The 12598-nt window shown below is 46.0% G+C and carries 15 protein-coding genes; all 15 read right to left on the reverse strand.

Annotated features, from left to right (window positions below; all coding sequences use genetic code 11):
* Positions 1-3 precede the first annotated feature (3 nt).
* The 15 genes from CWD77_RS09310 to CWD77_RS09375 all read right to left on the reverse strand — a co-directional run bounded on the left by CWD77_RS09310 (position 4) and on the right by CWD77_RS09375 (position 12598).
* Positions 4-342: a peptidoglycan-binding domain-containing protein gene (locus tag CWD77_RS09310; RefSeq protein WP_101073288.1), complete on the reverse strand. Its 339-nt coding sequence runs from the start codon at positions 340-342 to the stop codon at positions 4-6.
* Positions 339-833, reverse strand: a complete 495-nt coding sequence (locus CWD77_RS09315) for a hypothetical protein (protein ID WP_101073289.1) — start codon at positions 831-833, stop codon at positions 339-341. Before CWD77_RS09315 ends, CWD77_RS09310 begins: the two co-directional genes overlap by 4 nt.
* 2 nt (positions 834-835) lie before the next feature.
* On the reverse strand, positions 836-1405 hold the full coding sequence (locus CWD77_RS09320) for a transglycosylase SLT domain-containing protein (RefSeq protein WP_101073290.1): 570 nt from the start codon (positions 1403-1405) through the stop codon (positions 836-838).
* Positions 1405-2874, reverse strand: coding sequence for a hypothetical protein (locus tag CWD77_RS09325; RefSeq protein WP_101073291.1), 1470 nt, complete (start codon positions 2872-2874; stop codon positions 1405-1407). Before CWD77_RS09325 ends, CWD77_RS09320 begins: the two co-directional genes overlap by 1 nt.
* Before the next feature lies 1 nt (position 2875).
* Positions 2876-3478 carry a hypothetical protein gene (locus CWD77_RS09330; RefSeq protein ID WP_101073292.1) on the reverse strand — a complete coding sequence of 201 codons (603 nt, stop codon included), beginning with the start codon at positions 3476-3478 and terminating at the stop codon, positions 2876-2878.
* Positions 3475-3867, reverse strand: coding sequence for a hypothetical protein (locus CWD77_RS09335; RefSeq protein ID WP_101073293.1), 393 nt, complete (start codon positions 3865-3867; stop codon positions 3475-3477). Before CWD77_RS09335 ends, CWD77_RS09330 begins: the two co-directional genes overlap by 4 nt.
* Positions 3868-3869: 2 nt before the next feature.
* Positions 3870-4619: a hypothetical protein gene (locus CWD77_RS09340; RefSeq protein ID WP_101073294.1), complete on the reverse strand. Its 750-nt coding sequence runs from the start codon at positions 4617-4619 to the stop codon at positions 3870-3872.
* Between the two features lie 85 nt (positions 4620-4704).
* Complete coding sequence (locus CWD77_RS09345; RefSeq protein WP_133120207.1) at positions 4705-5298, reverse strand: hypothetical protein; 594 nt, start codon at positions 5296-5298, stop codon at positions 4705-4707.
* A gap of 132 nt (positions 5299-5430) precedes the next feature.
* A complete protein-coding gene (locus CWD77_RS09350) occupies positions 5431-6009 on the reverse strand; it encodes a hypothetical protein (protein ID WP_133120208.1) in 579 nt (192 codons plus the stop codon).
* A gap of 135 nt (positions 6010-6144) precedes the next feature.
* Positions 6145-10512: a zincin-like metallopeptidase domain-containing protein gene (locus tag CWD77_RS09355; protein ID WP_101073297.1), complete on the reverse strand. Its 4368-nt coding sequence runs from the start codon at positions 10510-10512 to the stop codon at positions 6145-6147.
* On the reverse strand, positions 10509-10907 hold the full coding sequence (locus CWD77_RS09360) for a hypothetical protein (protein WP_101073298.1): 399 nt from the start codon (positions 10905-10907) through the stop codon (positions 10509-10511). Before CWD77_RS09360 ends, CWD77_RS09355 begins: the two co-directional genes overlap by 4 nt.
* Positions 10904-11587: a hypothetical protein gene (locus tag CWD77_RS09365; RefSeq protein ID WP_101073299.1), complete on the reverse strand. Its 684-nt coding sequence runs from the start codon at positions 11585-11587 to the stop codon at positions 10904-10906. The genes CWD77_RS09360 and CWD77_RS09365 overlap by 4 nt, the downstream gene beginning before the upstream one ends.
* The gene (locus CWD77_RS09370; protein ID WP_101073300.1) at positions 11587-11850 is read right to left on the reverse strand and encodes a hypothetical protein; all 264 of its coding nucleotides are present in this window, start codon (positions 11848-11850) and stop codon (positions 11587-11589) included. Before CWD77_RS09370 ends, CWD77_RS09365 begins: the two co-directional genes overlap by 1 nt.
* Positions 11850-12026, reverse strand: a complete 177-nt coding sequence (locus tag CWD77_RS15550; RefSeq protein WP_165779121.1) for a hypothetical protein — start codon at positions 12024-12026, stop codon at positions 11850-11852. The genes CWD77_RS09370 and CWD77_RS15550 overlap by 1 nt, the downstream gene beginning before the upstream one ends.
* On the reverse strand, positions 12026-12598 hold the full coding sequence (locus CWD77_RS09375) for a hypothetical protein (RefSeq protein WP_101073301.1): 573 nt from the start codon (positions 12596-12598) through the stop codon (positions 12026-12028). The genes CWD77_RS15550 and CWD77_RS09375 overlap by 1 nt, the downstream gene beginning before the upstream one ends.

Consider the following 12598-nt stretch of genomic DNA (forward strand, 5'->3'; position numbering starts at 1 on the left):
TTATCATTTTTGTTTCTTTACAGCTATTGCCACTCCAATTAAGGTTACAAGACCGCCCGCAATCCAAAGCATATTTACCGCAGACGGTATGTTTACAGGTTTCCCGGTGTTATTCTCTTCCGGTACAGTTGCGATCTCTTCTCCTGAATATTCCTGGATTGCCTGCCAGGTTTTTGGCCCCACAACTCCATCTATTGCCAGCCCCATTTCAGCCTGGAAGTCGCGAACGGCCAGTTCGGTTTTTGGACCAAACAGGCCATCAACATCGACCCCGAGGATTCGTTGAACCTGCCGTACATCATCGCCGCTCATCATCGGATATTTGAAATAGAGCGTTCTCATCGTCTCAACAGAATTATGGCTAACACTACGCCACTGCCCACAACATAGTAGGTAGGTGGAATGCTTTTTAAGTATGGGATTAGATCATTATTCATTTTGTCCATCACATTTTGGCCAATGGCTTTTACATTCGTTTGCCCCCCGGATGAAGATGAATTGGAAGAACCATTGCCGGTAGACTCACTTGTCCCCGAACTTGACCGGGAACCATCGGATGGATCGGGTTCTGGATCGTTGACAGTTAAAATTGGGTCATAATCTCTTGAAACAGTGGCGGTACGTGTTGGATCAGATTCGCGGGTTGGTTCCCGGTACCGGATAGGCTCTGAGGTGGTTTCCGTAGTGCTGCCGGATGAAGTGTCTGTTGATGTATCCCTGATTCGAGTAATCGTTGGTGCCGATTCTTCGATGTCAGAATATTCATACAGTTGAGCATCCAGTCTTCCTAAAAATTCGTACTGTTTATTTTGTTGTCCAAGTAGTGAACCCATAATTAGTTGCTTTTTAGTTGTTGAATGAGAAGTCCCAATCCCCCGCTAAGCAGCAATAAAGCCGGTATGAATTGAACAAATCCGGCAGATTGAATATTTATCCCAAGCTCTTTCGCAATCATCCGTTCCCGGTTGAAAACATCTTGTGCATAGTTGCCGCCGGTTGTTACCGAATCCGGATTGATACCTTGCTGAATGGCTCTTTGTACTCCGGATGCACCGGCATTAAAAGCGGCCACGGAATGTACTTTTTTGTCAAAACGGTTCATCAGTTCTGCCAAGAATTTTGCAGCAAACTCAATGTTTGTGATATGATCATCTCCGGGAGTGTGCTGCATAATGGAGTGGTAGCGATCATCTACCTGCATGATCCCTTTTCCATGTCCATCCCGTCCCGTCCAGTTGTTGGCAAGCAGAAACGGATCGGTTCCCATTCCGGATTCTCTGGAAGCAATGGCAAGCAGCAGCGTAACCGGAACCCGATGCCGGATAGCCGCCTGACGAAAGGTCGGAAGTAATCCCAACCGTTCAACATTACTAAGCTGATTAGATATGTGGATTGGAGAGATCATCAGGCAATCACTTCAACTACATATTCAACCTGAACAAACTCACCCGGATTGATTGTAAACTGATCGGCCGGACCAAGCGCTGTTCGTGCTAGTAATGCCGGGGAAAGAGCACTAAAATTTGTAGATGTGTTGATATTCCCAAAGAGGCCTATCTCTTTTACGTCTGTGGCAACAGATCCTTTGTTTTCAAATATTCGCTTTATTGAAAACGTGGCTTTATTACTTTGAAAATCATAATTGACCAAACTGATATCTGTACCATAATGATACAACTGACCATCTTGATCACCGTGGTCAAATCCATTCCGTGTGATGTCGTTGATGTTTAATTTTTCATCGGTCATGGACGTGAACTGATTATTATCTCCAAGTTTGATTCCGAATAGACTTGGATTCAGGCCGGAGTTATCGACCATGTGGCCGAGGCCAGGAGATGAAGCGCAGTTCAAGAAATTTGCATAGCCGTAATTATCACTGTTTGCAAGCAGACGAATACGGTTCATGAACATTTGCAAAAAACCGCTATTTGTTCCATCTGTATCGGTATCCTGTGTGTCGGGAGATAAACGAACAATAAGCTCATAATCAACGGAAAGAGTTTTGCCAACCGGAATAGAAACCGGTGTATCAAGTGTATCTCTGACAATTGCATAACCTTGGCCGTTACTATATCCATTATCAGCAAATGAACAAGAGATACCAATCTCATTAACGTCAATGGGAGTTGTACCGGCATTCGTGAAAGGTTGCGATATGGTAAATCTACTTGTGGGTTTATCTGTTGTTAATGGGCTGACAGAAACAGTTCCATGTGCAAGTAAACCATCTCCAGATCCATGCATTATACGATCCCATAGATATATATCATCAACTTGAACGGGTTTGTTGCTCCGGCCTACAATTACTTTCCAGTTTTGATAAGCATAAGCCATAAACGGGCCGGGCTCGTTACTGCCGGTATAACGTAGTGATCGTGTAACAAATCCAATGTTCGGCATACATTTTCCTCCAACTGCAGTTCCGATTGATCCATCTACAGGGGTTCCGTCTAAGTGGTAGAGATCTACATTATAGCTACCGGTTTTAACTCCGTGATAAATACCATTGAATTCAGGAGCACCACAAATAATGATATAATTAGGGTATTCATCATCCTTATTAACAAAGTTTTCTAAAAGTGAATTACTGCTTACTCTAATGTTTAGTGGTGTTCCTCCATTACTGCTGGTGATATCGTATGCTGAACTGCCAATTTGATTACTATTTTTAGCTGCACTATATCTTGATTTGTGTCCAATTTTAACAGTATTTCCGCCATGCATTAACGATTGCAGCATCCAGGCAAAACTCCCGAGGAAACTCCTGGACCGAAAACGTTGAATTTCTTCTCCATCCAATTTTACCGAGCAGTAGAGATCCAGTCCGTGATGCTCCTTGCCAACTGTTAATTTGTTTGATATCCGTTTCATCTTAGTCGTTAATTGTTAGAGTTACATTGGTTTCAAATGTGGTTTTCTGTTCACTAATGAGCTCCTGATTCACAGCAATTGGTTCACTTGCAGGTTCGATGGTTACATCTTTTGTGGATACAAGATCATTGGTTAATTGCCCTTTAGATTCGAGTCCTACACCAATTTTTGCTGCTTCTTCGTGGGTCATGTTAATTGGAATCAAATCAACCGATACTTCACCGATTTCAGAAGCAAGGAAGATTTTTGAGCTCACATACACACTATACACCGGGCTCACAAGTGTTTGCCCGTTGCGGTCGGTGGATCGAACCCGGAAAAAGTGTTCTTGGTCGATAAAGGTTTGAGGGAATGCTATTTCATGGAACACATCGTAGATCCGATTATCCCTTTCCGGATCATACAGTGGATCATTCGGTGGCAGTGATTTTACCGGCGTACTGTTTTCAACATTGGAGTCAAAACCCCAATCTATTTGAGAAGTAGCAGGTTGGCCGGTTGCCCAACTGGTGATCAGTGAACCGTTTTTCACCATTCCGGATACGATGTATAACCCGAATGGCTTACTGGTCCCATCTCCCGGTAGTTTGATGATTCGGCTCATGCTTCCTCCTTAAACAGTTCTGTTACCATTGCCACACTGGTTGCGGGTGCTCCTTCTGCCCACACGCCCATGATGGCCTCTTTGTACGTTTCTTTGATACTTTCCTGATCAAGTAAAAGATGCTCCTGGGGTTGAATGGCAAAGGAGTAATAGGATTCATCCACACGGTCGGAAGCCAGAGCTATGTAAAGTATAGCGGCACTGTTATTGTGAATGATCATACCCACTCGGCGATCATTACGGGCCGCCAGGCGTTGTGGCGAACCGTCTCCAATACCGGTTGGACTGATCACAGAGTTCACGCGGCCATTCTGTGATCGTGCAATCTGTCCAACCAAATCTTCGATCTTCTCAATCAGTACGCAGATGATTTCAAATAGTCGATCCATGATTAAATCTTATAGGTTTCTGCCAGGAATGAGAACCGGTGAGCGTTGGCCGAATCAAGGTTTGTTACGATCAGATCAAAAGGAACATTGGCTTGCAGATTTTGGGGCAAGATGATGTCCATGTTTTGAAACTCATCGTTGATCTGTGAAACAAACACTTCCGGTTTGATGCGTACCTGGTCTTGGCGAAAACTCATCAGTAGTTGATTGTCTGCATCACTTGCCACCGAAATTCGGTAGAGACGAAGCGGATATGCGGGTAGAGCGACAGAGATCCGTTGGGCAGTTGCTCCGGCGGCCACTTCTTTGCTTACAAATACAAACTCCGGATTAGGGAAGGGGAGGCCGCGATTCTGGTATTCCTCCTGTTTATGCTGCAAATGTGCATCATCATACCCCACAAGCTGAACATTCACCGTATGTGCTTGGCTGTCGGTATTGGTGAGTGTGAGATACATCTCCGTGGAATCATCTATCGTAAACGCGCCTCTAAGTGATCGGTTCAGAAAGAGATTTCGGATAGCTGCCAATTGAATGTTTTCAAATTTTGTGTCTTTCCCGTTGTTGAACTTGGCAGTTGCTAAAATTTTTGTCATAGAAGTTCCGGCAACGATAAAGCGGTTCACTCCATATCGGCGGGAACTTAGTCCGGAAAAAGTAATAGTTCGGCTTTCTCCACCGGGTATTTCCACAGTTCGGGCCGGTGTAAAGTATTGGGCTCCGTTTTCAATAAGTTGATCAATTTGATTCATTTTCGTCGGCGTTAAAATCAAAGGTTAGGTAAAAGCCGGGCCGTGTTAGTCTGGCCCGGCAGTTACAATTGGTGTGCTGCAAGTTTTACCCTGCTGCTTGCTGCAAGCGGCGGTCGTAGGTTTGCAGTTGCTGGCCGTTCATCTGACCGAGATACAACTCAACTTCAAGGCCAAATCGGCCATATGTCCAGTCAGACTGTGCCGGGAAACTTCCATTATTGAAGAGCACTTCAACGGTAAAGCTCTCATTCGGCTCAAAGAAGAAGAGGTTGTCGATAGTACGCGGGCCGGTTGCCTGGAGGGTGATCAGCGATTCACTGATAGCACCAACGGGTGTGCCGCCATCGGCGATTGCAGCTACCGCGGCTCGGGTTTGAGAGAAGTTCATATAGTCCTTCAATGGGTGAAGGATACGTTCTTCACGTCCACCGTTGGTTTCCACTTTGATCACCGCATCTTTGAGACGGTTCACAACGGCTACCGGATCGATGTTATCTGCAGACTTGATCAGTTGCAGCGTACAATCAACCGACATGGCAAGAACTACGTGATTTTTCGCGCCCGGAAGCGGATTGTTCACGTAATTGTTGTCGGGATCATTCGGGGTAGGCGAAGGGGTGAAGAGACTCAATTTTGATGTATTGCCATCAATGGCTCTTCGGTCGTATCGGCGAAGCACTTCAACGCCTGCTGGTAAGGGTACTTTTGCTTTAAAAGACATGGTTGTTCCTTTTAGTCTTAGGTTTCAGTTTGCCCCAACAACCTGAAATCCTTTACCGGGCTGTTCCCCAACAACCTGTCTTTTGATGTATTATGGTGTCCAGACTTCTCCGGATTCGTAGCCGCTGTATCCTTCAAAATCACCAAGCATGTTACTCGGAGTCGACATCGTATCGAATCCGGCGGTCAATGCTTTTTGAGTGACTTTGGAACCGGTGGCACCGGGAAGATCTATTTTGGCAATAGCATTGCCTTTCTGGTCATATAAAAGTCCATCTTCTTTGACAATTAAGTCGGTCGCACCCAGATTGGCATCTGCCATACTTCCATCTTCATTGCCTCCTATAAACTTATCACTGGCTCTATTTACTGAGGCCAAGACCATACCGCCTGCCACACCCTGGGCAATGGCGTTATTTTTACTTGCAAACATGCTGGTAAGAATACCGCCCACTGCTGGGCCTGCAATCAGTACAGTTTCTTTCATGGACTGGTTAAGGCCGGTTTTCTTCAAACCAACACTAATCATTTTTACAACACCGGTGCTTGCAAGTGCAGCAAGTCCGTATTGCAGAAACAGATTCTTTCCTGTGGAAACAAAATCGCTCGGATTCTTTCGCTTTGAAGTGTACCGGCCTTTTTTATTTCGCTTTCGCTTTGTTCGTGCCATCTTCTTTTGTGGTTTTTTATGAGGGTTTTGGATTACTAATTCTGCTGGATTTTTCGCGTAAACTGTTGCCATTTGCGAACTCCTACTATGGTTTCTGTTTAGGCCCGAAGTACGGGCCGGTCGTTCGTACGTTCATTAGTTTAACAGCCCCCTGGCATCCCAATCAATATTTCCGATGATGAGCACATCACCTTTCACTATGGCCGGTCGTTTCCCTTCATCAAATTCGTGAACATAGTGATTCACCTTGCCTTTATGATCACCTTCCTGGATCACTTTATCCGAGGCGTACCAAATTGCTTTTGCCGTTCCAACCGGTACGGATTTTTCCTCAACCGGCAGATCAATTTTGTAATCAATCTCACTGGCGTTGTAGTTGTGAAACTCTTCAAAATCTTCAACGGCCCGGCGGCTGGTTACTTTGTTCTTCACCTGCTGGACACGATATTCAGGGATAATGAACAGTTTATCTTTGCTCAAAAAGGTTGGGAATTTACCCGATAGCTCTTTGGTCGTACGCCCCTGTTCAATCGTGATCTTTTCCGTGATTCCCATATAGGATAACGGGCCGTTCACTCGCAGATCGGCAAACAGATCCATCGTGGGAGTCTCCTCCCGGTTTGGTAGGAACCGTTTGGCAGTTTTTCGGAAAATCTCCCGTTTTCCGGAATCCACGTGCTTGGTGTAAACCTTATCTTTTCGCTTGCTGGTGATGATATACTTTTCATCTTCGTAGTAGTCGCGAATGATATCACCTTTGCCAAACTCTTCCGGGGTATAGAGTTTTATGATATGCTCCGGCGGATTTTTTCGATCCACAAATGCCGCCTTGAACGCTTCCGGCTGGGAAGTTGCTTCAATCGGATTGAACAGATCCTCTCTGCCTTTAATGTGATCCACATATACGCGGAATCCGTCCCGGATCGCTTTTTGTGTTTTTGCAGCTATCAGGAACCGCGCTAAATCTTGCCCTTGCTGGCTGTGTGTTTTAGCACCGTCAAACATATCCTGGCTGCTCATGACATCTTCCACAGAGTCGAACGCATCGTTGCGCGTGATCTCGGCAGTGATACTTACCGCTTCCCGTAATGGAATCCGAATATCTCCATCCTGGTTGATCAGCGGAATAATGCTGCCGAAACTTCGCTCAATTCCGGCCTGAATGGTTCGCGGATTGTCCAGGAAGTCTCGGAGTGCGGTTTTGTGTTCGTCCGAATCAAAAATGATTCCGGTTAAAACAGATCGCAGAAACTCTTTTCCATCACTGGTAAGCTCGTTTTTCTCGATCAGTCCGGTACGATCCAAATCTTTCACCTGGTCAAATATTTGAATGCCAATATCATCAATAATGGTTCCAATGGTTTCGCCCTCGCTGCTGCCAATGATTCGCCCAATGGCTTGAAGCTGGGAGGCTTTTAGTCCGCGGATCATCGCTTTGGCCTGGTCGATCCGGTTCATTTTTGCCTGGCTGGTGTCCACGATGTTACCCAATCGGATTGCTTCTTCATCGTCCACATCCAACATGCGAACCAAAACCGGTTTGCTCATTGCGGTTACATCCGATTCAGAAAAACCAAATTCATCGGCGTTATCGGCTAAAAACTGCTTGTACCTGCTGCCGCTTTTCTCAATCTCATCGTAGGCAATTTTAAGTGCGATGGATCGTCCGTTCCCCTGGATTACCATTCCATCGGCGGTTGTAACCGGTGCGCCGTGGAATGCCAAGTTTCCACGGGTGATACTGTCGGGGTTGAGATTTTTAGCGATAAACTTAGGCTGTGCACAAAGATTGTCCAGACTTCGATCTCTCGGCTGGCCGCGGCTGATTCGATGCTTTGAATTTGCGCTGCAATCTTTGTTGTGGGAAGCAGTGAGGTCTGCTGCTTCAATCAGTTGATAATGGCCGTTGTGCTTCTCTGATCCATCCGCTTTGAAGTCAACCGGTACTTTTTTACCAATTTTTCCAAAAGTTGATTTTGTTTTGTCCGGTGCCGGTTCTTCGGAAAATTCTTTCTGAATCTGACCGTTATTGGCGGTCTTATCCCAATCTTTGAGCAGCATCATTCGCTCCTCGTAATTGTGAACAATGGTATTTCCATCTTTCCGGCTGCCAACATGCTCTGCATACTTCACCCATTTGGCACCGGCCACATCAACCACTTCATCTACTTTGATTCGCTTGCCTTTGAGCATATATTTTTCTCCGGCTTCCGGAGGAATGGTTGAACCGGTAGGCTCTTCAATGCCGCGGATCTCTCCAAGAGTTTTGGGAGTCCAGTGCATATCCAGATCAACGTCTGCATTGACTAACTCTCGCAGATCCATATAACCAAGCTCGCCGCCGTCATTGTATAGATCGGCCAAACCAAAGACTCGTTCGGCCTCATTGCCCGGCGTTCCTTTCTCTGTGATATACCAATCGGCTCCACCTTTAAAGTAGTGCAAATAGGCAACGGCCTGATCACCTTTGCCGTCCTGTTCGTAGAGTTCTGGCATAGATTGGATCGTTTGGTTCAGCTTTTGAACAATATCCTCATAGGCTGAACCCTCTTCTCCTTTCAGGTAATCGCGAACCGTATTGTATTGAGAGTTGGAAAAGAAAGGTTTTAGCTTTTGAAGCGTATTGGCAGTCGTTTCTACTTTATCTGCTGGTTCACTCTCTATTTCGGTTGTAGGTTTTTCGGGCTGATCGGTCAGTGATAAATTTTTCAAATAGGCCGGTACTCTTTCTTCATCCCGGTCAAGAATGTAATCGGCGGCTTCCTGGGCCCGGCTCGATGCACGGAAAAAGAACCGGTTATCCTCTTCGAGTTGTTTTAACAGACGCGCTCTGAATCCTTGAAGGTAGGCGGTACTGTTATCTATGGTGTGGAAGAGGATACCGGATTCACTGCACAGGAAGGTCGCTCCCAACTCAGCAATAAGTTCTTCAAAATTGTACTTCTCATCTCCAAATCGGCTGCCAAATTCCCGGTTCAGCCGGGAGGAGTGGCCGGTTGAGTGAACACCTTCATGAAATAGAGTAGAATAATACTCCTGCTCAGAATTAAAGCTTTCCGGAACCGGCATGTTGATATGGTCTGTAACCGGCTGATAAAATGCACTCTGTTCCTGGTGGCGAACTTCCGGAGCGTTGGGGAAATGCTCCCAAATGGCCTCTGCAATCTGAATCTTTTGAAATTCAGGTCGTTCAATATTCTCATTTTTTGGCAGCTCTCCCCAATCGATTTCATCAATATCGGAAGCGTGAAACACATTGTAGTATTTCAGGATGGGCACGTACCAATTTTCAGCCTGGCTTAACAGCTCTTCAAGGGTATTCGGGTTTGGAGTAGCGTAGGGGATGTCGTCTCTCCAAACGGTTCTGTTGTTACCAAGAATACTGTCGGCATTGTCGGTTAACCACTTTTTGAACTTATCTAAAGAGTAGGTGCCATACTCCAGTTTGGGATCACTCTGCTCGTAGGAAAACAGCTGTACGAAATAGACAACTTCGTTTCCTTTGCTTCCCTTTTTGACTTTCCCACCTAATCGCTGCACCTGTTTGAAGGTGAGAAAGTAGGGGTTGTCAAACTTTCGCATCACAAGTTTTTCGCCGTCCCACTCGGTGTTGAGCATAAAGAAGTTAATTCCCCGGTACGGTTTTTTGCTGACAAAATTTGTTGCAACCATACCGCTACCCAAACCGGAACCTTTCCAGGGCTTATGCCAGGGAAGTTCACCGGCGTTTTCAATCGTAGCAATCACCCGGTCGGTAATCATCTGGTAGATTTCATCAGGGGAAACGGCCTTGTTTTCCCTAATGGGATCTTCTACATCTGCCGGGTTTTCGATCAATTCCAGTCCGTGTAGATCCTCTTTATTCACTCCGGGATTATTTCGAACAGGCAGATGATTATCGGTTGGATTGGATCTTTCTTCGGCTTCAAAGGTTACGTCAAACTCTTTCGGGGTATCTGCAAAACGATTCTTTGTGGTTTGAGCAACTCCATCCTGAACTTGCAGCACCGTATCAGGCATGTGAATAAGGTAGCTGTTCCCTTTAAAATCACCGGTCTTTGTCGCATGAAGGATATACAGAAACGCTACTCCGTTCTGCTTGCAGAAGTCATGAAACGCCTCCATATCGGAAACTTTAATATGGCTCATGCTTGCAGAGTCGAAAATACAGAATTTAGCTCCGCTGTATTTAATGGCAGACTTTAGATCTTCCATTCCGTCAAAGTCGGTTACATATAGATCCGGGTGTTCCGCTTTCAGACGCTTAATCTTATTCTGCATGGAAGGCCCGGCACCCTCTTCACTGCTGCAGTAGATCCCTTTGCCCAGGGTATTTGCCAATACCCAGGCAAGATCTACCGCAACGGTACTTTTTCCGGAACCGGCAGGGCCCCAAATGGCCATCGAGAAATTTTCGGGCAGCTTACCCAGTACCGTTGCATACGGCTCCGGCAGTGTAATTCCGGTAAATTCTTTTTTGGCAAGTTCTTTACTACTAATCATTTTTTACGCTTTTGAAGAATGATTGCTGTAATGGCCGCACCGGTCAATCCGCCAATCATAAAGCCGGGCAGATTGTTTTTCGTGCGTTCGGAAAAGGTGTATTGAATTCGTTCGATCTGTTCAGAAGCAATGGTTTTCATCACTTTTTGAACATCTACCTGGTCGAAATAAGAGTCGATCTGTGATTTATTGGCCCGGTACTCATTTCGTAGTGCTTCATTGTCCTGGGCTAAATCGGAAAGAATGATTGTTTCGGTTATCCAGGAACCGCGATTGCGGCTGGTAAGCTTATCCACCTGACGGGCGATAAAATCAATAAAACCACTTCCGGAATCTCCAAGAGTTTCGGAAATGATCTGTGCATCTTCGATCTCTATACTCTTTGATCCTATCATCTGTTAGCTGCTTTTTTTACCACTTGACGAACCGCTCCGCTATTCAACACAAGGAAATAACCCGTTACCCCAACGGCGGCCAGGGCCGTAACTGTAAGCAGGGTTTTTCGCACATCGGCAAAGGCCGGTTGAATCATCGTGAACAGATTCGATTGATCTTCATGCTGTATGATTCCGGCGTTCTCCAGGGTTTTTTGATCATCCGAAAACCTCATGTGCTGCGATATGGCAATCGGTTCAAGTTTTCCGTCTTTCACATCTTGGAGTGTCGTTTGATCAGAAAACCATTCGGTTGATCCCCCTGGATATAACTCAAATTGAACATAATCATCGGTTCCTGGACGGAATACCGGATCGAACTGTATCATAGCGCTGCCTCGACAGTTCGAGAATGCATCCGTACGAATGAACCCGCCGCCTAAAATCTGATTGTTATACTTACCATGTCCGCGGACAGCTACAAAGGCATCCAAGCAGGCAAATGGTGTGCGAAACAGGGCAGGGCCGCCGGTCTTGTAGGTTTGAACTTGAACACGAACCGAAAACGGTACTCCAGATGGAGGCATACCTCGGGCCGGAATACGCTCAATAATGCGAACATCGGCGTAGTCGCTGCTAATGGCATCTGATAGTCCTGAATCCGATAAAAACGGTTGCGATATGTTTGGAAGGCTGCCCATTAAAACAAAATTCGTTTGGTTAACATGGCACCGGCCACCGCTAATATTACGGCACCGGTTAGGTTGGAATAGTCTTTCACTCTATCCGGTAAAAGGTTTTGCTTTGGCTGTGGATCGGTTTGCGATTCGTTAGATGTTGGCTGCTCCCCGCGAATCTTCTGGATTTCGTTGTAGATCTCCTCTCCCGCTTCCAGGAAGCGTTCCAATCTGCTGCCGGTCGGCTGATCAATCGGCTCAGTATGTAACACCGGTAGTTGAGACATTAGTCCTTCTTTCGTCTTTTTGTGATCATCATTAATGTTGCTACACCGGCAATGATCCAGGGCAGATGATCTTTGTTGATCCGGATGAAGTTTCGATCTTCCGGGCTGTCTGTTTCACGATTTAGAATTCGCTCACAAGCTGACTCGCCGAGTGGTTGAATCTTAACAGTCTGCATCACTTCTTCTTTTTATTGGTTAGCAGATATGCGATTGTCCCGCCTCCAACAACCAGGGAGCCAATCAGAAATGGATTTTTGATAAATCCACCGTAACCCGCCTGAACAGTTTGTTGGCCGTTATCGGATGATTGCTGTTGTTCTGCGGCCTTGGACTCCTGCTCACGCTGGGCAATCAACTGTGGGAGCCTGTCCAGGAATTGTTGATCTCCCGGCGAAACATTCTTGTGTTTACAATCCCTGCCACCTAAGTAAAAGTGAGCCATATTGGTTGGCGTTGGCTGAACATTCGATTCCATTCCACGCACTAAATCTCTCATATCGGTTGGAGTGAGGTACGTTGAAATGGCCTCTGCGATCTGCTGCTTTTGCTGTTTTTGAGCGGAACTGCAACTGGAACCACCAAAGAGGCCACTCACAGAGTTAAAAACACTTGCCGCGGTGGTAATGATTGTTCCCGGATCTGCTCCAAGTCCATCACTCATGCCGCAATCCGGGCAGCCAAGTTCACTGTTTTGAAAACCCGATTTTCGCAGTTCTAACGTTTCGTTTTGTCCGAGGAAAGCACCCAT

Source organism: Rhodohalobacter barkolensis (genome assembly GCF_002834295.1).
In the GTDB taxonomy this organism is placed as follows: domain Bacteria; phylum Bacteroidota; class Rhodothermia; order Balneolales; family Balneolaceae; genus Rhodohalobacter; species Rhodohalobacter barkolensis.